At 69.2% G+C, this 23,325-nt stretch carries 21 protein-coding genes, 1 pseudogene and 2 riboswitches; of the genes and pseudogenes, 21 read left to right on the top strand and 1 reads right to left on the bottom strand.

All coding sequences use genetic code 11. The annotated features are described in order from the left end of the window. The first annotated feature begins 156 nt into the window (after positions 1 to 156). From A5771_RS11755 to A5771_RS11800, 10 genes are all read left to right on the top strand, one after another. Positions 157 to 1,377 carry a PPE family protein gene (locus tag A5771_RS11755; protein WP_064855397.1) on the top strand — a complete coding sequence of 407 codons (1,221 nt, stop codon included), beginning with the start codon at positions 157 to 159 and terminating at the stop codon, positions 1,375 to 1,377. A 3-nt stretch (positions 1,378 to 1,380) separates the two neighbouring features. After that, the gene (locus A5771_RS11760) at positions 1,381 to 2,679 is read left to right on the top strand and encodes a PPE family protein (protein WP_064855398.1); all 1,299 of its coding nucleotides are present in this window, start codon (positions 1,381 to 1,383) and stop codon (positions 2,677 to 2,679) included. A gap of 5 nt (positions 2,680 to 2,684) precedes the next feature. Continuing rightward, positions 2,685 to 3,998, top strand: coding sequence for a PPE family protein (locus tag A5771_RS11765; RefSeq protein WP_064855414.1), 1,314 nt, complete (start codon positions 2,685 to 2,687; stop codon positions 3,996 to 3,998). Between the two features lie 126 nt (positions 3,999 to 4,124). Further along, positions 4,125 to 4,311: riboswitch (M-box (ykoK) riboswitch) on the top strand. A gap of 410 nt (positions 4,312 to 4,721) precedes the next feature. After that, positions 4,722 to 5,933, top strand: a complete 1,212-nt coding sequence (locus A5771_RS11770) for a PPE family protein (protein WP_064855399.1) — start codon at positions 4,722 to 4,724, stop codon at positions 5,931 to 5,933. 21 nt (positions 5,934 to 5,954) lie between these two features. After that, positions 5,955 to 6,668 (top strand): MgtC/SapB family protein, encoded by a 714-nt coding sequence (locus A5771_RS11775; RefSeq protein WP_064855400.1) that lies wholly within the window; start codon positions 5,955 to 5,957, stop codon positions 6,666 to 6,668. 47 nt (positions 6,669 to 6,715) lie between these two features. After that, the gene (locus A5771_RS11780) at positions 6,716 to 7,624 is read left to right on the top strand and encodes a sterol desaturase family protein (protein ID WP_207545432.1); all 909 of its coding nucleotides are present in this window, start codon (positions 6,716 to 6,718) and stop codon (positions 7,622 to 7,624) included. 112 nt (positions 7,625 to 7,736) lie between these two features. Beyond that, positions 7,737 to 8,315 carry a LysM peptidoglycan-binding domain-containing protein gene (locus tag A5771_RS11785; RefSeq protein WP_109401112.1) on the top strand — a complete coding sequence of 193 codons (579 nt, stop codon included), beginning with the start codon at positions 7,737 to 7,739 and terminating at the stop codon, positions 8,313 to 8,315. Between the two features lie 137 nt (positions 8,316 to 8,452). Then, positions 8,453 to 9,115 (top strand): hypothetical protein, encoded by a 663-nt coding sequence (locus A5771_RS11790; RefSeq protein WP_064855402.1) that lies wholly within the window; start codon positions 8,453 to 8,455, stop codon positions 9,113 to 9,115. Further along, the gene (locus A5771_RS11795; protein ID WP_064855403.1) at positions 9,112 to 9,612 is read left to right on the top strand and encodes a VOC family protein; all 501 of its coding nucleotides are present in this window, start codon (positions 9,112 to 9,114) and stop codon (positions 9,610 to 9,612) included. Before A5771_RS11790 ends, A5771_RS11795 begins: the two co-directional genes overlap by 4 nt. 30 nt (positions 9,613 to 9,642) lie before the next feature. After that, a complete protein-coding gene (locus tag A5771_RS11800) occupies positions 9,643 to 11,106 on the top strand; it encodes an FAD-binding protein (protein ID WP_064855404.1) in 1,464 nt (487 codons plus the stop codon). 67 nt (positions 11,107 to 11,173) lie between these two features. On the opposite strand, the gene A5771_RS11805 is transcribed toward A5771_RS11800, so the two are convergent. Further along, positions 11,174 to 13,108, bottom strand: a complete 1,935-nt coding sequence (locus tag A5771_RS11805) for an ABC transporter ATP-binding protein/permease (RefSeq protein ID WP_064855405.1) — start codon at positions 13,106 to 13,108, stop codon at positions 11,174 to 11,176. Between the two features lie 91 nt (positions 13,109 to 13,199). Here A5771_RS11805 and secA2 point away from each other — a divergent pair, with 91 nt between their 5' ends. From secA2 to A5771_RS11860, 11 genes and pseudogenes are all read left to right on the top strand, one after another. After that, positions 13,200 to 15,599: an accessory Sec system translocase SecA2 gene (secA2, locus tag A5771_RS11810; RefSeq protein ID WP_109401111.1), complete on the top strand. Its 2,400-nt coding sequence runs from the start codon at positions 13,200 to 13,202 to the stop codon at positions 15,597 to 15,599. 10 nt (positions 15,600 to 15,609) lie between these two features. After that, the gene (locus tag A5771_RS11815; RefSeq protein WP_064855407.1) at positions 15,610 to 16,218 is read left to right on the top strand and encodes a CDP-alcohol phosphatidyltransferase family protein; all 609 of its coding nucleotides are present in this window, start codon (positions 15,610 to 15,612) and stop codon (positions 16,216 to 16,218) included. Beyond that, a complete protein-coding gene (locus A5771_RS11820; protein ID WP_064855408.1) occupies positions 16,211 to 17,137 on the top strand; it encodes a DUF881 domain-containing protein in 927 nt (308 codons plus the stop codon). The genes A5771_RS11815 and A5771_RS11820 overlap by 8 nt, the downstream gene beginning before the upstream one ends. Before the next feature lie 46 nt (positions 17,138 to 17,183). After that, on the top strand, positions 17,184 to 17,516 hold the full coding sequence (locus tag A5771_RS11825) for a small basic family protein (protein ID WP_064855409.1): 333 nt from the start codon (positions 17,184 to 17,186) through the stop codon (positions 17,514 to 17,516). A 4-nt stretch (positions 17,517 to 17,520) separates the two neighbouring features. Beyond that, on the top strand, positions 17,521 to 18,285 hold the full coding sequence (locus A5771_RS11830) for a DUF881 domain-containing protein (protein ID WP_207545433.1): 765 nt from the start codon (positions 17,521 to 17,523) through the stop codon (positions 18,283 to 18,285). Between the two features lie 28 nt (positions 18,286 to 18,313). Further along, complete coding sequence (gene gcvH, locus A5771_RS11835) at positions 18,314 to 18,727, top strand: glycine cleavage system protein GcvH (RefSeq protein WP_064855410.1); 414 nt, start codon at positions 18,314 to 18,316, stop codon at positions 18,725 to 18,727. Between the two features lie 175 nt (positions 18,728 to 18,902). After that, positions 18,903 to 19,388: a glycogen accumulation regulator GarA gene (gene garA / locus A5771_RS11840; RefSeq protein WP_207511731.1), complete on the top strand. Its 486-nt coding sequence runs from the start codon at positions 18,903 to 18,905 to the stop codon at positions 19,386 to 19,388. Position 19,389: 1 nt separating this feature from the next. Next, complete coding sequence (locus A5771_RS11845) at positions 19,390 to 20,127, top strand: MerR family transcriptional regulator (protein ID WP_064855412.1); 738 nt, start codon at positions 19,390 to 19,392, stop codon at positions 20,125 to 20,127. 122 nt (positions 20,128 to 20,249) lie between these two features. Continuing rightward, positions 20,250 to 20,744, top strand: coding sequence for a bifunctional nuclease family protein (locus A5771_RS11850; RefSeq protein ID WP_019735665.1), 495 nt, complete (start codon positions 20,250 to 20,252; stop codon positions 20,742 to 20,744). A gap of 233 nt (positions 20,745 to 20,977) precedes the next feature. Further along, complete coding sequence (locus A5771_RS11855) at positions 20,978 to 21,616, top strand: MerR family transcriptional regulator (protein ID WP_064855413.1); 639 nt, start codon at positions 20,978 to 20,980, stop codon at positions 21,614 to 21,616. 166 nt (positions 21,617 to 21,782) lie between these two features. After that, a riboswitch (glycine riboswitch) is annotated at positions 21,783 to 21,880 on the top strand. A gap of 151 nt (positions 21,881 to 22,031) precedes the next feature. Further along, positions 22,032 to 23,325 (top strand): annotated as a pseudogene (locus tag A5771_RS11860) (glycine dehydrogenase (aminomethyl-transferring)); the annotation flags it as partial.

Below are 23,325 nucleotides of genomic sequence, written 5' to 3' on the forward strand. Positions count from 1 at the left end.
CGGTCAGAAGGTGCAGACCGCCGGCAACAACATGGCCAACACCGACGCCTCGGTCGGCTCCAGCTGGGCCTGACCGATCCGAGCCCACCGGGGCACCGCACCGTCACCGGCTGATCGGAGTTTTACACGGCGGCCAATCGATCAGAGGTGGAGGGCATGGATTTTGGAGCGTTGCCGCCGGAGATCAACTCGGGGCGAATGTATTCCGGTCCCGGTGCGGGACCGCTACTGGCGGCTGCCGCCGCCTGGGACGCCCTTGCCGCCGAGTTGAATGCGACCGCGTCGTCGTACCACTCGGTGGTCACCAGCCTCGCCCAAGTCTGGTCCGGTCCGACGGCGGCAACGATGTCGGCGGCCGCACAGCCCTACGCCGGGTGGATGGGCAGCACCGCCGCGCAAGCCCAGCAGTCCGCCGCTCAGGCGCGGGCTGCCGCCGCCGCCTACGAGTCGGCGTTCGCGGCGACGGTGCCGCCACCGGTGATCGCCGCGAACCGCAGCCTGCTGCTGGCACTGATCGCCACCAACATCCTGGGCCAGAACACCGCGGCGATCGCTGCCACCGAACTGGAATACACCCAGATGTGGGCGCAGGATGCCGGCGCCATGTACGGCTACGCCGGTGCGTCGGCCAGTGCCACCGCGCTGTCCCCCTTCGCCACGCCGCCACAGACCACCAACCCGGCCGGTCTGCAAGCCCAGTCCGCCGCAGCCACCCAGGCGGCGGCCGGAGCCGGTGCACAGGCGCAGTCGTCGTTGACCCAACTGATCTCGACGGTGCCGCAGGCGCTGCAGAACATGGCGGTATCGGGGGCGGCCCAGGCGGAGCCGACGTCGATCCTTGACTTCCTGGCGGGACCACTCTCGCCGATCTCGCTGTTCGGGATCGGCGGTATCCCTTATCTGTTGGCGATCCAGTGCGTGCTGCTGCCGATGAACGGCGCGAACGTGGTCTCCGCGGTCAACCGGGCGATAGGGCCCAAACCCTGGCTCGAAGAACCGAAGGCGTTTCCCGCCGGAGCGCTGGCCGGAAGCCGATTGGCCGGCGCTCCGGTGGTATCGGCGGGGCTGGGCAACGGCGCTTCGATCGGGCGGATGACGGTGCCGCAAGGCTGGATCGCCCACACACCCACCGCGAAGGCCGTCGCCGCGGTCTTCCCCGAGGCTGGACCGCAAGCCGTTGCGGCAGTTGCCGCCGAGGGTGAAAGCGGGCTGGTCGGCGACCTGGCCCTGGGTAGCCTGGCCGGACGCGCCATGGCGGTCAGCCGGGGAACCGCCGGTCGCGACGTGGGCGGGGCGACCGGCCTGGCGGCGGCGAGCAAGCCCAGTAAGCCGAGCAAGGCGACCATCATCGTCATCCCACCGTCGGCGGAGGACTGAGCCGTGCTCGGCACGGACTTCGGAGCGCTGCCACCGGAGCTGAACTCCGCGCGCATGTATGCCGGCCCCGGCACCGGTCCCATGCTGGCCGCGGCCGGCGCCTGGCGGGGACTGGCCGGCGAACTCAACGCGGTGGCCTCGTCCTATCAGACGGTGATCGCCGAGCTCACCGGGCAGAGCTGGTTTGGGCCGGCGTCGCAGTCCATGGCGGCCGCGGCGACGCCCTACGCGAACTGGCTGGGCGCCACCGCGGCGGCGGCAGAGCACACTGCGAGCCGAATGATGCTGGCGGTCAGCGATTTCGAGCAGGCGTTCGCCGCGACGGTGGCGCCCGCGGCGATCGCTGCCAACCGCAGCCTGCTGGCGAGCCTGCTCGCCGGCAATGTGGTCGGGCAGAACGCGACAGCGATCGCAGCGACCGAGGCCGAGTACAACCACATGTGGTTACAGGACGCGATGGCGATGTACGGCTACGCGGCGCGCTCGGCGGCCGCGTCGGCGGTACAGCCGTTCACCGCGCCGCCCCCGGTAACCGATGGGCCGGCCGGACACGGCGCCGGTACCGGCGACCAGCTGACCCAGCTGCTGAACGCCATACCGAAGGCATTGCACGGGCTCTCCGGCTCCGGAGGTGCCCCGGCCTCCCCGCTGGGCGCGCTGGCCTCGGCGCAGAGCACCGACCCGGGGGCGCAGGCCGCCTCCTACATCGAGACGCTGGCGCGAACGATCCTGCCCGCCAACGACTCCAACATCACGGTGCTCTACGGCATGGGTCAGTATGCGCGCAACCTCAACACCGACCTGGACATCTCCCAGGCGACCGGCGGCAGGGCCGGGTTCGGTTCCAGTGCACAGGTTTCGGGTAGCGCCGAAGCGGCGGCTCCGGCCGGAGGTGCCCGGCCGAGGGTGGCCGCGAGCACGGGGAACGCGGGCGCGGTCGGCAAGCTGGCGGTCCCACAGTCCTGGACCGACTCGGTGCCCGAGGCCACCAGCACCGCGACACCCACCGCAGCTTCGGCCGCCGCGGCCGCGCCCGCAGGACGCGGCGCGGGCATGGCTGAGGCCGGTCTGGCCGGTATGGCCGCCGGGCGGGCCAGCCGAGGCAAAGGTGGCGACCGGCCGGACGCGCACGGCGAGCGAATCGCCGGCCGGCTCACCGGAATCAGCGAGGTACGACACTGGCATGTCGAGCCGGGCGAGCTCAAGACCCTGCTGGGTGAGGTGTCCGGGCAGCCCGGTGTGCACGAGGTCTACTTCGATACCGGCGAACCGGGCACCGACCTTCCACCGGGCCGGGAGTGATCGCCATGGATTTCGCAGCACTGCCGCCGGAAGTCAATTCCGGGCGCCTGTACGCCGGACCGGGATCGGCACCGATGGTGGCCGCGGCGACGGCGTGGGCCCGCCTGGCCGCCGAAACCGGTGCGGCCGCCGAGACCTACCAGTCGGTGCTGGCGGGCCTGAGCGACCAGGCGTGGCTCGGACCGGCCTCAGAGGCGATGGCGGCCGCCGTCACGCCGTACGTGTCCTGGCTCCACGCCACCGCGGCACAGGCCGAGCAGACCGCCGCCCGAGCCAGCGCGGCCGCAGCCGCTTTCGATCAGGCCTATGCGGCCGTTGCCCCGCCGCCGGTGATCGTGGCGAACCGCAGCGCGCAGGCGGCGTTAGTGGCGACGAACGTGCTCGGGCAGAACAGCGCGGCGATCGCGACGCTGGACGCCCACTACGCCCAGCTATGGGTGCAGGATGCGCTCGCGATGTATGGCTACGCGGCGCAGTCGGCGACGGCGGCCGCGCTGGCCCCGTTCACCGAACCGCCGTTCACCACCAACCCCTCCGGGGTGAGCGGACAGGCGGCGGCGGTGGCTGCGGCCACCGCCGGCAGCGGACACACCCAGCTGTCGCAATTCATCGCCGCGCTACCGCAGGCGCTGAACGGGCTCGCTTCCGCGCAAGCGGCGCCACCGGCCGCACCGACCCTGTCGCAGCTGGCCTCCTACTTCGAGATCCTGCCGAAGAGCATTGTGCCGTTCAACGACGCGATCAAGACGGTCCTGTACGGCCTGCTCCAGTACTCCCGCAATCTCACGATCGACCTCGACATCGCCGCGGCCACCGGCGGCCGGGCCGGATTCGGTTCCGGCGCAACAATGCTGGCCGCCGAAGCATCCGCACCGCTTCACTCCGCATCGGTTTCGGCCGGCGCGGGCAACGCGGGCACGATCGGGCGGCTCAGTGTCCCGCCGAACTGGGTGACGGCCGCGCCGGTGGCCAAGCTGGCGGCCACCGCCTTGCCGGCGGCTGCGTCGGCGGCGGCACCGGCCGCCGCCATCCCCATCGGGGTGTTCGGCGACCTGGCGATGGCGAGTCTGGCCGGACAGGCGCTCACCGGCGCCGCACCGCGGAGTCGTCCCGCCGCGGCGATGAACGGCCATGCGCAGAGCCGGCTGGAACGCCTGGTCACCGAGCTGGCCGGCACCACTGAGGTGCAGCACTGGCACGTCGACCCCAGCCGCCTCGACAGCCTGCTCGAGGAACTCGCCGAACAACCCGGGGTGCACGCCGTACACGTCAACCGCGACGGCCAGACCGCCACCGGGCCGGATCGACAACCCGGTTGACGCGGGCGCTAATTCCGCTTCGACGACAAGCGTTTTCGGTGCCGGCGCGGACCGGTGGCCGCGAAGTGATCGGCGACGCGCCGTGGCCGATTGACCCTGCCCGCGACCTAGTGCACTATGGTGAGGCAAGCACCTCGTTAGGTGAGGCGTCTGCATGGATACAGGCCACTGACCCCGAACGTCGAAAGACGCCCCGGGTCAGGACAGCTCCTCCCGGATTAAGGGTTGAGCCCAAGTGGCTTCCGGACCTGCATTATTTGCGCAGGTCAGGACACGCCGTGCAGTGCCGAAGCTCTGACGAGAGGGGTGCGGAGTGTCCGGCCTGTCTGGTCGGGCGCTTCACCTCCGTGTGCATACGTGCAGGCACCCGCGCGTGCCCTGGCCGAGAGGAGGTGAGAGCGACATTGAGTCCGAGTGATAGTTCCTATCCGAGATCGATGGTCGTCTCCTTCGCTCTCGGTACCGCTTTCACCCTCTGATTCGCACCGGCGCTGAATTCGTCGACTGGCGTGCCTTCCGTTCGCGGAGTGCGCCAGGCTTCGCCATGTCCTGAAATCGCTTGACAGCTCGGTCTTTCCGCCGAGCAGCGATTCTCCCGACGTGCCAGCTCCGGCATGTCGCCATGACCGGCTGCCCGCCATCGGGACATCGACCGTGCCTGCACACCAGCCAAGACCGCCCAGCGATCTGGACAAAAACCACCGATCAAAAAGGATCAATGCCATGGACTTCGGAGCATTCCCGCCGGAAATCAACTCAGCTCGTATCTACGCCGGCCCCGGCTCGGGGCCGATGATGGCCGCCGCCGGGGCCTGGGACAAGATGGCCGCCGAGCTCGCCGCGGCCGAGGCCGCCTACCAGTCCGTCATCAACGGACTCGTCAGCGAGGGTTGGATGGGCCCGGCTTCCAACGCGATGGCCGCCGCGGCGGCGCCCTACGCGGCTTGGATGGGCACCACCACCATTCAGGCGGAACAGGCTGCGGCACAGGCCAAGGCGGCAGCCGCGGCGTTCGATGCGGCCTACGCGATGACGGTTCCGCCGCCGCTCATCGTGGCCAACCGCAGCCAGCTCGCGACGTTGGTGGCCACCAACTTTCTGGGCCAGAACGCCGCGGCGATCGCGGCCACCGAGGCCCACTACGGCCAGATGTGGGCCCAGGACGCCGCCGCGATGTATGGCTACGCGGCCGCGTCGGCGGCGGCGACCAAGGTGACACCGTTCAGCTCGCCGCGCGAGGTCGCCGACCCGTCGTCGCAGGGCGCTCAGCAGGCCGCGGTCGCCCAGGCCGCCGGTAACGCGGCGTCGTCGAATGCGCAATCCACACTCTCCCAGGCGATTACGAACACGCCGCAGACGCTGCAGTCCCTTGCCGCGCCGGTGCAGCCGCCCACGCCGCCGGTCACCGGAGGCGAAGGCATCAGTGCGGGCGACCTGGGCAACGCCCTGACCAACCTGATGAGCAGCTCATTTTCCCCGATGGGTGCGGCCGGGATCTCCAACTTCGCCGCCGACATGGCGGTGGTACGTGGTGCGGCCATCGCCGCAGGGGACCCGCTGGGCTTGGGCGCCATCGACCCGTTCACGCCGATGATGTTCGGCGGGCTGGGCGGCGGGCTCGGCCACGGGTTGCACGGCCTGGGCGCCGGATTGGGCGGCCTGGGCACCGCTTCGGCGGCCATGGGCCACGCGTCCACGGTCGGCGCGCTGTCGGTGCCACAGTCGTGGGCGGCGTCCATCCCGGCTACCGCAGCTCCGGGCAGCGCCGTGGCCGCGACCGGCTGGACGGTTGCCGCGCACGCGCCGGAGGCCGGCGCGGCCGGTATGCCGGGCGTGCCGCTGGCCGGCGCCGGGCAGGGCCGCAACTACGGTTTCGCCGCTCCGCGGTACGGCTTCAAGCCCACCGTGATGGGTCGGCCGGTAGTCGCCGGCTAGGGCCTGTGACAGGGTTAGCTCATGCAGACGCTGAGCGTCGCCGAGTTCACGCTGCGACTGGCCGTCGGCTTGGGCTGCGGTGCGCTGATCGGGCTGGAACGCCAGTGGCGGGCCAGGATGGCGGGGTTGCGCACCAACGCGCTGGTGGCCGCCGGTGCAACGCTGTTCGTGCTGTACGGCGTCACCGCCGGGGACACCAGCTCCACCCGGGTCGCGTCCTATGTGGTGTCCGGGGTGGGGTTCCTCGGTGGCGGAGTGATCCTGCGGGAGGGGTTCAACGTCCGTGGCTTGAACACTGCGGCCACGCTGTGGTGCTCGGCCGCCGTCGGAGTGCTGGCGGCGGCCGGGAACCTGCTGTTCGCGGTGATCGGCACCGGGGCGATCGTCGGGACCCACCTGTTGCTGCGACCGCTGGGCCGGCTCATCGACCGCGATCAGCACATCGAGGAGGACGAACCGCAGTCGCCCTACCAGGTGCAGGTGATCTGCCGGCCCAAGTCCGAGAAGTACCTGCGCGCCCAGATCGTGCAGCACACCGCCGGCAACGACCTGGTGCTGCGCGGGATCCACACCGGCCGGGCCGCCGAGGACAACATCGCGCTTACCGCGTCCATGCTCTCGGACAGCAGGGCGCCGGACCGCCTCGAGCGCCTGGTCGGCGAATTGTCGCTGCAGCCGGGTGTCTACGCGGTGCATTGGCACTCCGAGGACCCGGCGTCACTGTCGCCGGAATGATCGCCGGCCGGGCACTCTAGGCTGGCATCGAGGCGGAGGTGAGCACGGTGGATTGGATCGCTGGTGTGTGGTCGGTGTTGCCCGCGCCGATGCGCGACCCGGTGCTGTTCGCCATCCCGTTCTTCCTGCTGCTGCTGACCCTGGAATGGACTGCCGCCCGCAAGCTGGAAGACCTCGAACGCGGGTCCTACCGCGCCAGGGATGCCTGGACCAGTATCTCGATGGGACTGGTGTCGGTGGCCACCACCGCCGGCTGGAAGCTGCTCGCGCTGTTCGGCTATGCGGCGATCTACACCTATCTGGCGCCCTGGCATCTCTCGCCGAAGCAGTGGTACACCTGGGTGATCGCGATCCTGGGCGTAGACCTGCTCTACTACACCTACCACCGGATGGCGCACCGGATCCGGCTGATCTGGGCCACCCACCAGGCGCACCATTCCAGTCAGTACTACAACCTGGCCACCGCGCTGCGGCAGAAGTGGAACAACAGTGGCGAGATCCTGGTGTGGATCCCGTTGCCGCTCTTGGGAATTCCGCCGTGGATGGTGTTCGCCGCGTTCTCGGTCAACCTGATTTACCAGTTCTGGGTGCACACCGAGCGGATCGACAAGCTGCCGCGACCCATCGAGTTCGTCTTCAACACCCCGTCGCACCACCGCGTGCACCACGGGATGGACCCGGAGTACCTGGACCGCAACTACGGCGGCATCCTCATCATCTGGGACCGGCTGTTCGGCACCTTCGCTCCCGAGCGGTTTCGTCCGCGCTACGGGCTGACCAAGCAGGTCGACACCTTCAACATCGTGACGCTGCAGATCCACGAATACGCCTCGATCATCGCCGATCTGCGCGGCGCCCGCCGGTGGCGTGACCGGCTCGGATACGTTTTCGGCCCACCGGGCTGGCGCCCGGTGTCGTCGGCAACGGCGGCCCCATCGGCGGCAGTGCCGCAATGATGGGGCGCACCGACCGCTGTTCGCATAGGCTTGCGACGTCGTATCGCAGCGACACCGCCGGGCGCCTTGCGCCGCGGTGTGCCGATGAGAAGGGGACAACGTGGCGCAGAGCTTGGGAGACACGCTCACCGCAGGAAAGAAGCTCGTCAAAGGCGAGTCGCTGACCTCCAAAAACGGGGCATACACCCTGACATTGCAGGACGACGGCAACCTGGTGCTGGCGTCGCGGGGCAAGGCGGTCTGGGCTTCCGGCACCAACGGCAACGACGTGGTGCGCGCCGAGGTGCAACCGGACGGCAACTTCGTGCTGTACACCGCCGACAAGCCGATCTGGCACACCGATACCAAGGGCAAGAAGGACGTCAAGCTGGTGCTCCAGGACGACCGCAACCTGGTGCTCTATGCCGCCGACGGTGCGGCCTGGTCCACCAAGACCGAGACCGACGCTCCGCCGCCCGAGGAGCCCAAGGCCGAAACCCCCAAGCCTGAAGCGGCCCCCGAGGCGCCCGCTGCTCCCGCGGCGCCGGAAGCACCCGCTGCGCGCACCTACACCGTTGTCGCCGGTGACACCCTGTGGGCGATCGCCGAGCGGTTCTACGGCGATGGCAATAAGTACCCGCAGATCGCTGAGGCCAGCGGTATCGCCAACCCGGATCTGATCCACCCCGGTCAGGAGCTGACGATCCCCTGATCGCCGCCGACCGCCGGCGCGGCGGCTCGGAGCCCACACCGGGCCGGGCCGCTGCGCCGCGGCGGTGATCACGGCGGTCGAACACCGGCCGGACTCGAACCGGCCCTCAATGATCGGAGTCGACGGTGCGCGGGCGCATGGTGCGGGTGCTGGCGGTGGGCGTTGCGGTCGGGGTGGCGACCGCGATTCCGGCGATCGGCACCGCTCGAGCCGATCCGGTGCTGGTGTTCCCGGGGATGGAGATCCACCAGGACACCCATGTCTGCACCCTCGGTTATGTCGACCCGATCATGCGCGTCGCGTTCACCGCCGGTCACTGCCGGGGCAGCGGCCCCGTCACCGATCGGGCCGGCAATGTCATCGGGACACTGGCGACCTTCCGCGACAACACGCCCAACGGCGCCACCGTCAACACCGACCAGGTGATCGCCGACTACGAGGCCATCGTGCTGGCCGACGGTGTCGACTCCAATGACATCCTTCCCGGCGGTCTGCGCCTCGAGACCGGCCCGGACGACGGTGTGGCCCCCGGCGAGCCGGTCTGCCACTTCGGCATCGTCACCGGAGAGACCTGCGGGACCGTCCAGCGGGTCAACAACGGCTGGTTCACCATGGGGGGCGGTGTTCGCAGTCAACAGGGCGATTCCGGCGGCCCGGTGTATGTCATCCGCGGGCCCGGCGTGGCCCGGATCGTCGGCCTGTTCAACAGCGTGTGGGGGGAATACCCTGCCGCCGTGTCGTGGTCGGCGATCTCCCAGCAGGTCCGCGAAGACGTCGGAGTAGCATCCCCTCCGACATGATCTCGCCGCCGCGACCGCCCGTCCAGATCGCTTGGGTGACCAACGATCTGGCTGCCACCGAATCGATGGTGAGCGCGCTGTTGGGGGTGCGCAAATGGGTCCGCATGCCCGGGGTGCATTTCGCCCCGGACACGTGCAGCTACCGCGGTGAGCCGGCGGATTTCGTCGCCGACATCGCGTTGAGCTATCTCGGCGACATGCAGCTCGAGCTGATCGCACCGGTGAGCGGGCGAAGCATCTATCAGGACTTCCTGGCCGACAGCGGGCCCGGACTGCACCACATCTGTGTGGAGGCCGATGACGCCGACGGCTTCGCCGCGATGCTCGACGACGCGGCCGCCAACGGCGCCGAGATCGTCTCCCAGGGCGTGATGCCCGGGGGTATGCGCTTCGCCTACGTCTCGGCGCCTGACGCGGGCGTCCCGTTCGTGGAGATCGCGCACATTTCGCCGGAGATCCGATCCGTCTTCGACTACATCAAACAACAACAGCGATGAGCCGCGCCGCTGGACAAGAAGGAGCCGCCAATGAGTACCGAGATACCGGAGACCACCAGTGCCGACACGGTGACGTCATGGTCCGACGAGGTCGATGTGGTGGTGATCGGTTTCGGCATCGGGGGCGGTTGCGCGGCGGTCAGCGCGGCGGCGGCCGGGGCGCGGGTGCTGGTGCTGGAGCGCGCCGCCGAGGCGGGCGGCACCACGGCCATGGCCGGCGGGCACTTCTACCTCGGTGGCGGCACCGCGGTGCAACAGGCCACCGGACATGCGGACTCACCGGATGAGATGTACAAGTACCTTGTCGCGGTCTCGCGCGAGCCCGAGCACGACAAGATCCGGGCGTACTGCGACGGCAGCGTGGAGCACTTCAACTGGCTGGAGGACTTGGGTTTTCAGTTCGAACGCAGCTACTACCCGGAGAAGGCGGTGATTCAGCCCAACACCGAGGGGCTGATGTACACCGGCAACGAGAAGGTGTGGCCGTATCTGAACCAGGCCGTTCCGGCACCGCGTGGGCACAAGGTGCCGGTGCCCGGCGACACCCAGGGCGCCAAGATGGTGATCGACCTGCTGCTCAAGCGCGCCGAAAACCTTGGCGTGCAGATCCGTTACGAGACCGGTGCGACCGGTCTGGTCACCGACGCCTCGGGCGGCGTCACCGGCGTCACCTGGAAGCGCTTCGCCGAAAGCGGTGCGATCAAAGCCAAATCGGTGGTGATCGCGGCCGGGGGATTCGTGATGAACCCCGAGATGGTCGCCAGGTACACACCCAAGCTGGCGGAGAAACCGTTCGTGCTGGGCAACACCTACGACGACGGACTGGGCATCCGACTGGGAATGTCGGTGGGCGGTGCCACCAAGCACATGGACCAGGCGTTCATCACCGCGCCGGTCTACCCGCCGTCGATCCTGCTGACCGGGATCATCGTCAACGCGCACGGCAAGCGGTTCGTCGCCGAGGACTCCTACCACTCACGCACGTCGGGGTTCGTGATGGACCAGCCCGACAGCGCGGCGTTCCTGATCGTCGACGAAACACACCTGCGCAAGCCGCGGGTGCCGCTGGTGCCGTTGATCGACGGCTGGGAGTCGGTGACGGAAATGGAAGCGGCACTGGGCATTCCGGAGGGGAACCTGGTCGCGACGCTGGACCGCTACAACACCTATGCGGCCCGTGGAGAAGACCCGGACTTCCACAAGCAGCAGCCGTTCCTCGCTCCACAGGACAACGGGCCGTGGGGCGCGTTCGACCTGTCGCTGGGCAAGGCGATGTATGCCGGCTTCACCATCGGCGGGCTGGCCACATCGGTGGACGGCCAAGTGCTGCGCGAGGACGACAGCCCGGTACCGGGGCTCTACGCCGCCGGTGCCTGTGCGGCCAACATCGCCCAGGACGGTAAGGGCTACGCCAGCGGCACCCAGCTCGGGGAGGGTTCGTTCTTCGGTCGCCGGGCCGGCGTGCACGCGGCCACCCACCCCCGCCCAGCGTGAAGTTGGCTTCACGCTCGATGGTCGAACGTGAAACTACCTTCACGTTCGGCGGGGCCTGGGGAGGGGGCTAGACCGGGCTCAGTTCCCAGCGGCCCTGCCCGAGCAGCTCCAGCACCTGCTTGTGGTGCTGTTTGACGGTGTGCCGGTGGCTCACGCTGACCAGGATGGTGTCGGGAAGTTCGCTGCGCAGCAGGCGGTACAGCGTCAACTCGAGTCCTTCGTCGAGCGCCGACGTCGACTCGTCGAGGAAGGCGGCCTTGGGCCGGGTCAACAGCAGACGGGCGAAGGCCACCCGTTGCTGCTCTCCGGGAGAGAGCACCTTGGCCCAGTCCTCGACGTCGTCGAGCCGGTCGACCAGATTCGGCAACGCCACCTTGGCCAGTGCCTCGGCGATCTCGGCGTCGGAGACCTCACCGGCAGCCAGCGGATAGGCCACCACCGCCCGCAGATCACCCAGCGGGATATAGGGCAGCTGGGAGATGAACATCGTCGCGTTGGCCGCATCGGGGCGCCGCAGGGTGCCCGAGGCGTACGGCCACAGCTGCGCCAGGCTGCGCAGCAGCGTGGTCTTGCCGCTGCCCGACGGCCCGGCGATCATCACCGCGTCGCCGATGTCCAGGTGCAGGTCGAGCGCCTCGATGAGCGGATCGCCGGCCGGCGTGCGCACCTCGACGCCCTCGATCGCCACGGTGCCGTCCGGGCTGGGCTTGACCAGCAGTTCGGGCAGCTCGCGAGCCTCCCGGTCGACCTCGACCAGCCCGTGTAGACGGATGATCGAGGCACGGTAGCCGGCGAAGTTGTCGTAGGCGTTGCGGAAGAACGACAGTGAGTCGGAGATGTTGCCGAAGGCCGTCGCGGTCTGCGCCACCCCGCCGAACATGATCTGCCCGGAGAACAGCCGCGGGGCCTGGATCACCCAGGGCAGCGGCACGATCGCCTGGCTCACCGACAGGTTCCAGCCGGCGAAGCCGATGGTCCGGTTCACGAACTTCAGGTAGTTGTCGATGATCGCGCCGAAACGCTTGCGCAGCTGGATCCGCTCGGCGAGCTCGCCCCGGTAGAACGCGACGGATTCGGCGGCATCGCGCACCCGCACCAGCGCATACCGGAACGCCGCGTTGGTCAGCTCGTTGCGGAAGCTCAGCCGGATCAGCGGCCGGCCGATCCAGAACGCGACGACGGTGGCGATCGTGACGTAGACCAGGACGATCAGGAACATCGCCCGGGGAATGTCGACTCCCAGCACCGTCAGCGTCCCGGACAGGTTCCACAGGATCGCGGTGAACGAGACCACCGTGACCATCGACTGGACGGCGCCGAACAGCAGGGTGCTGGCGGAGCTGTTGGCCGGTGCATTGGGATTGGCGCCGTTGCCCGCGGTGAAGATGTCGATGTCCTGCTGGATGCGCTGATCCGGGTTGTCGATCGCAGCTTCGACGGCGTCGCCGATGATGGGGTCCTGCGGCAGCTTGATGAAGTGCGCGCGGTAGTAGGCCCGGCCCTCCAGCCAGTCGCCGGTCAGCCGATCGGTGAGCCAGATCCGCCAGTTCACCATGAAGTGCTGGGTCAAATAGATGTCGAGCATCACCCGCGCCACGTGCAGTACCGCCATCAGGCTGAAGATGCCGATCGACATCCAGAACCCGTGCACGCCGGAATCTCGGATCGCGTCGTCGCCGCCGGCGGCGCCCTGAAACGCGGTCTGCAGCGAGGAGTACATGTCGTTGCCCTGGAAGCTGAACAGCACGTTGAGCCGCACCGCGGTGATCACCGACAGCAGCAGCACGCCCAGCATCAGCCACACCCGGACGCTGTCACGTCCGGTGAAGTAGGCGCCGGTGATCTGCCAGAATTGTCGTCCCCAGCGGGTGCTCACCCGCAGCAGCGCCGCCACCGCCACCACGCCGACGGCACTGATGGTCCAGGCCATCGCGATCCAGAGCAGCGAATCGGGCAGTGCCTGCGACCAGTCGATGGACGGGTTGAACGGCTTCGAGTCCACTGCCACGTCTCCTTCGCCGCCGGAGCCAGGCGCCGGCCGGTAGACCAAAAATCCCGTGCGAAACCTACCGCGTAGCGCGGCGCGGCGTCGGATGAGCACCGCCGAAGCAGCCCGGTACCGTTGTGCTGTGGCTAACACGTCGAAAACGGTCTCCGGAACCTCGCGTCCCAAGTCGGGCCGGTTGAGCGGAAAATTCTGGAAACTGCTGGGCGCCAGCACCGAGAAGAACCAGAGCCGCTCGATGGCCGAGGTCACCGCGGCCGCCGACTACGCCAAGAAGGCCGCCGGCCTCGACGACGAGCAGCTGCGCAAGGCCGCCCAACTTCTCAAGCTCAAGGATCTGGCCGACGCCTCGGACATCCCACAGTTCCTGGCGATCGCCCGCGAAGCCGCCGAGCGCAGCATCGGGCTGCGCCCGTTCGATGTTCAGCTCCAGGGCGCGTTGCGGATGCTGGCCGGCGACGTGGTCGAGATGGCCACCGGTGAGGGCAAGACGCTCTCGGGCGCTATCGCCGCCGCCGGCTACGCCATCGGCGGGCGCCACGTGCACGTCGTCACGATCAACGACTACCTGGCCCGCCGCGACGCCGAATGGATGGGGCCGCTGCTGGACGCGATGGGGGTCAGCGTCGGCTGGATCACCGCCGAGTCCAGCGCCGCCGACCGACGCGCGGCCTACCGGTGCGATGTCACCTACGCGTCGGTCAACGAGATCGGCTTCGACGTGCTGCGCGACCAGCTGGTCACCGACGTCGACGATCTGGTCTCACCGAATCCGGACGTGGCGCTGATCGACGAGGCGGACTCGGTGCTGGTCGATGAGGCGCTGGTGCCGCTGGTGCTGGCCGGCACCACGCACCGCGAGACCCCGCGGCTGGAGATCGTGGAGTTGGTCGGCCGGCTGACACCGGGGGTGGACTACGACTCCGACGAGGACCGGCGCAACATCCACCTCACCGAGAAGGGGGCACGGCGCGTGGAAGCCGCGCTCGGCGGCATCGACCTGTACTCCGAGGAACACGTGGTGTCGACGTTGACCGAGATCAACGTCGCGCTGCACGCCCACGTGCTGCTGCAGCGCGACGTGCACTACATCGTCCGTGACGGCAAGGTGCAGTTGATCAACGCCTCCCGGGGCCGGATCGCCGCCCTGCAGCGCTGGCCCGACGGCCTGCAGGCCGCGGTGGAGGCCAAGGAGGGCATCGAGACCACCGAGACCGGCGAGGTGCTCGACACCATCACGGTCCAGGCACTGGTCAACCGCTATCCCACGGTGTGCGGCATGACCGGAACGGCGCTGGCGGCCGGCGAGCAGCTGCGCCAGTTCTACCAGCTGGGCGTGTCGCCGATCCCGCCGAACATGCCCAACATCCGGGAGGACGAGGCCGACCGGGTGTACATCACCGCGGCGGCCAAGAACGACGCCATCGTCGCCCACATCATGGAGGTGCACGCCACCGGGCAACCGGTGCTGGTGGGCACCCATGACGTCGCCGAGTCCGAGGAACTCTACGAGCGGCTGCGCAAGCGCGGGGTCCCGGCGGTGGTGCTCAACGCCAAGAACGACGCCGAGGAGGCCGCGGTGATCGCCGAGGCCGGCAAGCTCGGGGTGGTCACGGTCTCCACCCAGATGGCCGGGCGGGGCACCGACATCCGGCTGGGTGGATCCGAAGAGGCCGACCACGACGCGATCGTCGAACTGGGCGGGCTGCACGTGATCGGCACCGGCCGGCAACACACCCAGCGCCTGGACAACCAGCTGCGCGGCCGGGCCGGCCGGCAGGGCGACCCGGGATCGTCGGTGTTCTTCTCCAGCTGGGAGGACGATGTCGCCGCGACCAACCTGGAAGCCAACAAGCTGCCGACCGAGACCGATGAGGACGGGCGGATCCTGAGCCCCAAAGCCTCCGGGATGCTCGACCACGCCCAGCGCATCGCCGAAGGCAAGCTGCTCGACATCCACGCCAACACCTGGCGCTACAACCAGCTGACCGCTCAGCAGCGCGCCATCATCGTGGAGCGGCGCAATACGTTGCTGTCCACCCCGACGGCGCGCGAGGAGCTCGCCGAGCTGGCCCCGCAGCGCTTCGCCGAGCTGCGCGAGAAATTCAGCCAGGACGGCGACGACGCCGATGCGAAGCTGGAGAAGATCTGCCGGCTGATCATGCTTTACCACCTGGACCGTGGTTGGGCCGATCACCTGGCATTCTTGGCCGACATCCGGGAGAGCATCCACCTGCGCGCCCTGGGCCGGCAGAATCCGCTCGACGAATTCCACCGGATGGCCCTGGATGCGTTCGCCTCACTGGCCGCCGACGCCATCGAGGCGGCCCAGCAGACCTTCGAGACCTCCGAACGGATCGAGTCCGAGCCGGGCATCGACTTGTCCAAGCTGGCGCGGCCCACCTCGACGTGGACCTACATGGTCCGGGACAACCCGCTGAGCGACGACACGATGGACGCCCTGAGTTTGCCCGGGATCTTCCGCTAGGGGGGTCGATATGGCCTCCGGCTCCGAGCCAGTCCACGACCGGGTGCTGACGGTGCCCAACGTCATCAGCCTGGCCCGTCTCGGTTTGATCGGCGTCTTTCTGTATCTGGTGTTGGTTGCGCGGGCCGACGGGCCGGCGGTGGTGATCCTGATGCTCAGCGGCGTCTCGGACTGGGCCGACGGTAAACTGGCCCGGTTGCTGGATCAGTCGTCGGCGCTGGGCGCACTGCTCGACCCGGCGATCGACCGGCTCTACATGGTGGCGGTCCCGGTAGCCTTCGGACTGCGCGGCCTGGTGCCGTGGTGGATCATCGGCACCCTGCTGGCCCGCGACCTGCTGCTGGCCGCGGTGCTGCCGGTGTTGCGCAGCCGGGGACTGACCGCGCTGCCGGTGACCTACGTCGGCAAGGCCGGCACCTTCGCGCTGATGTCGGCGTTTCCGCTGATCCTGCTGGGGCAGTGGGACGCGTTGGCCGGCCGGGTGGTGGCCTCAATCGGCTGGGCCTTTTTGATCTGGGGCCTGGGCATGTACCTGTGGGCCTTCGTGCTGTACCTGATCCAGGTGGGGCTGGTAGCGCGCACGATGCCGAAGCTCGCCTCTCGAGTAGCCGATGTCTGAACCGTTTTTCGCCCTCAGCGGCTACGACGGCAGCGGCGACCGGGGCGCCCACGAGGCCGGCCGGCCGCAGCGATTCGCGGTGCCCTCACTCCTGCGCTCACTGCTGTCGGAGCACCTCGACCCCGGCTATGCCGCGGCGGCCGAACGCGACTCCGGCCGCGTCCGCACGGGACGGTCCCGGCTCGCGGGCTGGGCGTGGGAGGCGCTGGCGGCGCTGCTGGTCGCGACCGTGTTCGCCGTCGCCTTCGCGCAAGCCCGCTCATTGGCGCCCGGGGTGCGCGACGCCCAGCAGGTGCTGGCCACGAACGTGCGGTCGGCCGAAGAGGGGACCGGCAGGCTCGCCGACAAACGCGAGACGCTGACGAACCGGGTCGACGAGTTGCGCCGGCACCGGCTGGCCAATGACGCCGAGGGCCAGCGGGTGTTGGCCGGACTCGACGCGCTCAGCCTGGCCGCCGCCAGCAGCCGGGTGACCGGCCCCGGCCTGATCGTCACGGTGACCGACCCGGGCGTCGGGCGAAACCTCTCCGACGCCTCCAAACAGCGGGTGTCGGGCAGCCAGCAGATCATCCTGGACCGCGACCTGCAGCTCGTCGTCAACTCGTTGTGGGCCAGCGGCGCCGAGGCGATCGCGGTCGGCGATGTCCGGATCGGCCCCAACGTGACGATCCGGCAGGCCGGCGGTGCGATCCTGGTCGACAACAAGCCGATCAGCAGTCCCTACTCGGTGCGGGCCATCGGGCCGCCGCGCGAGCTGCGCGATGCCTTCGACCGCACCCCGGGCCTGTACCGGCTGCGACTGCTGGAAGTGTCCTACGGGGTGGTGGTGCGCGTCGACGGCCGGACCGGTGCCGACCTGACCTTGCCGGCGGGTTCGGTACGAGATGTCCGGTTCGCCAAACAGATAGGGGAGTCGTGACGCAAGCTTGCAGGGGTCCGGTTCGGGAGGCTGGAGTGATTTCTCAATGATCGGTATCGCCGCGCTGGTCGCCGGCATCGTGCTGGGACTGGTTTTTCATCCCAGCGTTCCGGAGGTGGTTCAGCCCTATCTGCCGATCGCGGTGGTGGCGGCGCTGGATGCCGTGTTCGGCGGTCTGCGCGCCTATCTGGAGCGGATCTTCGACGCGAAGGTGTTCGTCGTGTCGTTCGTGTTCAACGTCCTGGTCGCCGCGCTGATCGTCTACCTCGGTGACCAGTTGGGGGTCGGCACCCAGTTGTCCACCGCGATCATCGTGGTGCTGGGCATTCGTATTTTCGGCAACGCCGCGGCGCTGCGACGACGGCTGTTCGGGGCCTGACGCGGTGGGTACCGAGCCGGTGCCGCACGGGCGGCACGAGTTGCCCGAGACGGACGCTCGCGCGCGGTCGCGGCAGGGCCGTTCCGGCCCGTTGTTCGGTGTGCTGGCGATGCTGCTGTGCCTGCTGCTGGGGGTCGCGATAGTCACCCAGGTTCGCCAGAACGACTCCTCCGACGCCCTGGAAACGGCCCGGCCGGCCGATCTGTTGGTACTACTGGAGTCGCTGCGTCAGCGCGAAGCCGCGCTGGGCACCGAGATCGCCGAGTTGCAGCAGACGCTCGAGGCGCTGCAGGAGTCCGGCAGCAGTGACCAGGCCGCCATCGAGAGCGCCCAGGCCCGGCTCTCCGCCCTGGCGATCATGATCGGCACCGTCGGCGCTCTCGGGCCCGGGGTGGTCATCACCGTCGAGGATCCGGCGCGCGGCGTCGCGCCGGAGACGATGCTCGATGTGATCAACGAGCTGCGGGCCGCCGGCGCCGAGGCGATGGAGGTTCGCGACGGCGCCAAGGCGGTGCGGATCGGAGTGGATTCCTGGGTGGCCGGTACCCCGGGGGCGCTGCAATTCGACGGAATAGCTTTGGCTCCACCGTATTCCGTTCTGGCGATAGGCGATCCGCCCACCCTGGCAGCCGCGATGAACATTCCCGGCGGGGCGGTCGACAGCGTCAAGCGGCTCGGCGGCACCATGGGCGTGCAGCAGGCCGATCGCGTGGAGGTGACCGTGTTGCGGCAACCGAAACCGCGCCAATACGCTCAGCCAGTCAAGTGAACCCGACAGCGCAAGGAGCACGATCACCGTGAGTTCGGAAAGTTTAGTTCCCTCCGATCTGTATTACACCGCTGAGCACGAGTGGGTTCGGCGCACCGGGCCGGACACCGTCCGGGTGGGCATCACCGACTTCGCGCAGGCGGCGCTGGGTGACGTGGTCTTCGTGCAATTGCCCGGCGAGGGCACCGAGGTGATCGCGGGGGAGAGCTTCGGCGAGGTGGAGTCGACCAAATCCGTCTCGGATCTCTACGCGCCGATCTCTGCCAAAGTGGTTGCCGTCAACGCCGATCTGGACGCCAACCCGCAGCTGGTGAACTCCGACCCGTACGACGCCGGCTGGTTGCTGGACCTTCAGGTCGACAGTGCCGCCGCCGATGCCCTGGATCAGACCCTGTCGGGACTGCTGAGCGCCGACGCGTACCGCGCGACGCTGGCCGAATGAATATTGCTAGCCTGCCTGCCGGGACGCGCCGGGTATTCCGGGACACGATCCCGCGGTGCGGGGCACATTATCGACCGCTGCGCGGTACGGTCGACTCAACAATCATGGGTCCGGTGCCATGGATGTCCGGCGGGTGCGACCAGGTAGGACGACAGTGGCCAGTGAGGAGCAGCGGGTGACGGAGAAGGACTCGGGAAACGGGCAGGACCAGGCAGGCGACGAGGTCACCGTGGAGACCACATCGGTCTTCCGCGCGGACTTCCTGAGCGAACTCGACGCGCCCGCGCAGGCGGGCGGTGAGAGCCTGACCTCGGGTGTCGAGGGGTTGCCCGCCGGATCGGCGCTGCTGGTGGTCAAGCGCGGCCCCAACGCCGGGTCGCGTTTCCTGCTCGACCAACCGGTCACCGCAGCCGGGCGTCATCCCGACAGCGACATCTTCCTCGACGACGTCACGGTCAGCCGTCGCCACGCCGAGTTCCGGCTCGAGGGCAACGAATTTCAGGTCGTCGACGTCGGGAGCCTCAACGGCACCTACGTCAACCGGGAGCCGGTCGATTCGGCAGTCCTGGTCAACGGCGACGAGGTCCAGGTCGGCAAGTTCCGGCTGGTGTTCCTGACCGGCCCCAAGACGGGTGAGACCGAGGCCGGGCCGGGGAGCTGAGTTGAGCGCGCCTGACAGCCCTGAACCGGCCGGGATGTCGATCGGAGCGGTACTGGATCTGCTTCGGCCCGCATTTCCGGATGTCACGATCTCCAAGATCCGTTTCCTGGAGACCGAGGGGCTGGTCACGCCGCAGCGGGCGGCGTCGGGCTATCGCCGGTTCAGTGCGTATGACTGCGCCCGGCTGCGTTACGTCCTGACCGCCCAGCGCGACCACTACCTGCCGCTGAAGGTGATCAAGGCGCGGCTGGACGCCGAACCGGACGGGGCGCTGCCGCTGACCGAGTCGGCCTATCCGGTCCCGCGGTTGGTGCCGGCCGTCGACGAGTCCGCTCACCACGGCACGGTGTCGCCCACGCCGCCCCGACGGGTCAGGCTGAGCCGGGAGGACCTGCTGGAACGCTCGGGAGCCGATGAGGTGCTGCTGACGGCGCTGGTGCGGTCCGGGGTGATCACCGCCGGGCCGGGGGGATGGTTCGACGAGCACGCGGTCGTCATCGTGCAGTGCGCCCGGGCGCTGGGCGACTACGGCGTCGAGCCGCGCCACCTGCGGGCGTTCCGCTCAGCCGCGGATCGGCAGTCCGATCTGATCGCCCAGATCGCCGGACCGCTGGTCAAGGGCGGCAAAGCCGGCGCACGCGACCGGGCCGACGACTTGGCGCGCGAGGTCGCGGCGCTCGCGATCGCGCTGCACACCGCGCTGCTCAAGTCGGCGGTACACGACGTTCTGCACGGCTGAGGACTAGACTCGCCTCGGCGGCTTGTTGTGCGACATGCGGTTGTCCGACCGGGGGTTTCGCAGTGAGTCGCGCTGGGGCACAGCCACTTGGAAGACAAGCAAACGCGGAGGGCTGACTGGAGATGGGTGAAGTACGCGTGGTCGGCATTCGCGTCGAGCAGCCACAGAACCAGCCCGTGCTGTTGCTGCGCGAAGCCGACGGCGACCGCTACCTTCCGATCTGGATCGGGCAGGCCGAAGCCGCCGCCATCGCCCTGGAACAGCAGGGTGTGGAGCCGGCCCGGCCGCTGACCCACGACCTGATCCGCGATCTGATCGCCGCGCTCGGACATTCGCTCAAAGAAGTCCGGATCGTCGATCTGCAGGAAGGCACGTTCTACGCCGACCTGATCTTCGACCGCGACATCACGGTTTCGGCGCGCCCGTCGGATTCGGTGGCGATCGCGCTGCGGGTGGGGGTGCCGATCTACGTCGAGGAGGCGGTGCTGGCCGAGGCGGGCCTGCTGATCCCGGACGAGAGCGACGACGAGTCCTCCGGCGCGGTACGCGAAGACGAGGTGGAGAAGTTCAAGGAGTTCCTCGATAGCGTGTCGCCCGACGATTTCAAAGCAACCTGACCGGGCGCGGCGGCCTCAGCCCCGTCACAGAACCGTCTCATCTGCGGGCGGTGACGCCGACACGCCCACGGCAAAGCACGGCCCGCAAAACGCGGCCCCCATACTGAATCCACGGCGGGAACAACGGCGCGGCGGCTCGCTCGACAGCGTATGCTCACCACCAACTCGGGCAAGAGCAAACGCGGTCACCGGCCAGCCAGTGGCAACGAGCGCGATCGGCGAGAGGAAGCATCGTGGGAGAGCAACCGGGGCAGGATCAGCTGGACTTCGCGGGTCAGTCCGAATCGGGCTCCGATGTCGAGGTTGCGGCGGGCGCTTCCGGCGTCGGTGAACCGGTGCAGGCCGGGCTGTTCCCCGATGACTCCGTCCCCGACGAGCTGGTCGGCTACCGCGGCCCCAGCGCCTGCCAGATCGCCGGCATCACCTACCGCCAGCTGGACTACTGGGCCCGCACCTCACTGGTGGTGCCCTCGATCCGGGGCGCGGCCGGCTCCGGCAGTCAGCGGCTGTATTCGTTCAAAGACATCCTGGTGCTCAAGATCGTCAAGCGACTGCTCGACACCGGCATCTCGCTGCAGAACATCCGGGTCGCCGTCGACCACCTGCGGGAGCGGGGGGTCCGCGACCTGGCCAACATCACCCTGTTCTCCGACGGCACCACCGTCTACGAGTGCACCTCGGCTGAGGAGGTCGTCGACCTGCTGCAGGGCGGTCAGGGCGTGTTCGGCATCGCGGTGTCGGGCGCGATGCGCGAGCTGACCGGCGCCATCGCCGACTTCCCCGGTGAGCGCGCCGACGGTGGCGAGTCGATCGCCGCGCCGGAAGACGAGCTGGCCAGCCGCCGCAAGTTCCGCGACCGCAAGACCGGCTAGGGAGCCCCTACGTCGCGAGCGGGCGTGTCCCCGGGCGACATGCCGGGCTCGTCACCGGGATTCATGCGGCGGTCCAGCTTCGCCTCTCCTTCGTCGAGCCTCGCTGACCGCCGGGTTTGCGCACGTTCGCGCCCGGATAGGCACGCCGCTAGACTGGTCGGCGCATCAGCCTCGCGCGGGAGAGTCCCGGGACAGCCAGTCTCGGGCGCCGAAGGAGCAATACCTCTCCGTCAACCTCTCAGGCACCCGGACCGCGCGGGCATTGATGCCTCTGGAAAGCGGTGCTGCCCGTGTCGGGTTCACCCGCCCATGGGGAAAGGCGCCCCGGATATCCCGGCGCCGAATCTCTCAGGCGCCCGGGACGGGCAGACGACAGAGGGGGAGGACACCAGTCGTCTATCGCCGAGGAGCCCACGTGCCCGAACACACCGAATTCCGTTTTGTCGACCGGCACCTCGGCCCGGACACTGCCGCGATCGCAACCATGCTCACCACCATCGGGGTGGACTCGCTGGACGACCTGGCCGCCAAGGCGCTACCGGCCGGCATCCTCGACGCGCTGCGGCCCGACGGCGTCGCGCCGGGGCTGGAGTCGCTGCCGCCGGCCGCCAGCGAGACCCAGGCGCTGGCCGAACTGCGGGAGCTGGCCGACGCCAGCACGGTTGCGGTGTCGATGATCGGGCAGGGTTACTACGACACGCTCACCCCGCCGGTGCTGGTGCGCAACATCATGCAGAACCCGGCCTGGTACACCGCCTACACGCCGTATCAGCCCGAGATCAGCCAGGGCCGGCTGGAGGCTCTGCTGAACTTCCAGACCATGGTGGCCGACCTGGCCGGGTGCGAGATCGCCAACGCGTCGATGCTCGACGAAGGCACCGCCGCCGCCGAGGCGATGACCCTGATGCACCGCACGGTGCGCGGAAAGGCCAACCGGCTGGTCGTGGACGCCGACCTGTTCACCCAGACCGCGGCGGTGCTGGCCACCCGGGCCGAGCCGCTGGGCATCGAGATCGTCACCGCCGACCTGCGCGACGGGCTGCCCGAGGGCGACTTCTTCGGGGTGATCACCCAGCTGCCGGGGGCGTCCGGCCGCGTCACCGATTGGTCGGACGTGATCGAAGCCGCCCACCAGCGCGGCGCGATGGCGGCGGTCGGTGCCGACCTGCTGGCATGCACGCTGATCACCCCGCCCGGCGAGCTCGGCGCCGACGTGGCGTTCGGCAGCACGCAGCGCTTCGGGGTGCCGATGGGCTTCGGCGGGCCGCACGCCGGCTATCTGGCGGTGCACACCAAGCACGCCCGCCAGCTGCCCGGACGGCTGGTCGGGGTGTCCCGGGATGCGGATGGGTCGCCGGCGTTCCGATTGGCACTGCAGACCCGCGAGCAGCACATCCGCCGCGACAAGGCGACGTCGAACATCTGCACCGCGCAGGTGCTGTTGGCAGTGATGGCCGCGATGTACGCCGCCTACCACGGCGCCGAGGGGCTGACCGCGATCGCGCGGCGGGTGCACGGCCACGCGCAGAAGATCGGCGCCGCCCTCGGTGACGCGCTGGTGCACGACCGCTACTTCGACACCGTGCTGGCCCGGGTCCCGGGCCGCGCCGACGAGATCGTCGCGGCGGGGGGGGGCGGGGGCGGCGCCGGGGGGGGCGGGGGGGCCGGCGCCCGGCGGCGGGGGGGGGGGCGGGGGGCCGCCCCCCCCC

The organism is Mycolicibacter sinensis, assembly GCF_001667375.1.
Lineage (GTDB): Bacteria > Actinomycetota > Actinomycetes > Mycobacteriales > Mycobacteriaceae > Mycobacterium > Mycobacterium sinense_A.

Coding starts and splice junctions, on each gene's coding strand:
- A5771_RS11800 (WP_064855404.1), top strand. CDS start 9,643: ATGAGTACCGAGATACCGGAGACCACCAGTGCCGACACGGTGACGTCA.
- A5771_RS11825 (WP_064855409.1), top strand. CDS start 17,184: ATGATCGGTATCGCCGCGCTGGTCGCCGGCATCGTGCTGGGACTGGTT.
- secA2 (WP_109401111.1), top strand. CDS start 13,200: ATGAGCACCGCCGAAGCAGCCCGGTACCGTTGTGCTGTGGCTAACACG.
- A5771_RS11755 (WP_064855397.1), top strand. CDS start 157: ATGGATTTTGGAGCGTTGCCGCCGGAGATCAACTCGGGGCGAATGTAT.
- A5771_RS11790 (WP_064855402.1), top strand. CDS start 8,453: ATGGTGCGGGTGCTGGCGGTGGGCGTTGCGGTCGGGGTGGCGACCGCG.
- A5771_RS11815 (WP_064855407.1), top strand. CDS start 15,610: ATGGCCTCCGGCTCCGAGCCAGTCCACGACCGGGTGCTGACGGTGCCC.
- A5771_RS11775 (WP_064855400.1), top strand. CDS start 5,955: ATGCAGACGCTGAGCGTCGCCGAGTTCACGCTGCGACTGGCCGTCGGC.
- A5771_RS11765 (WP_064855414.1), top strand. CDS start 2,685: ATGGATTTCGCAGCACTGCCGCCGGAAGTCAATTCCGGGCGCCTGTAC.
- A5771_RS11770 (WP_064855399.1), top strand. CDS start 4,722: ATGGACTTCGGAGCATTCCCGCCGGAAATCAACTCAGCTCGTATCTAC.
- A5771_RS11820 (WP_064855408.1), top strand. CDS start 16,211: ATGTCTGAACCGTTTTTCGCCCTCAGCGGCTACGACGGCAGCGGCGAC.
- A5771_RS11850 (WP_019735665.1), top strand. CDS start 20,250: ATGGGTGAAGTACGCGTGGTCGGCATTCGCGTCGAGCAGCCACAGAAC.
- A5771_RS11795 (WP_064855403.1), top strand. CDS start 9,112: ATGATCTCGCCGCCGCGACCGCCCGTCCAGATCGCTTGGGTGACCAAC.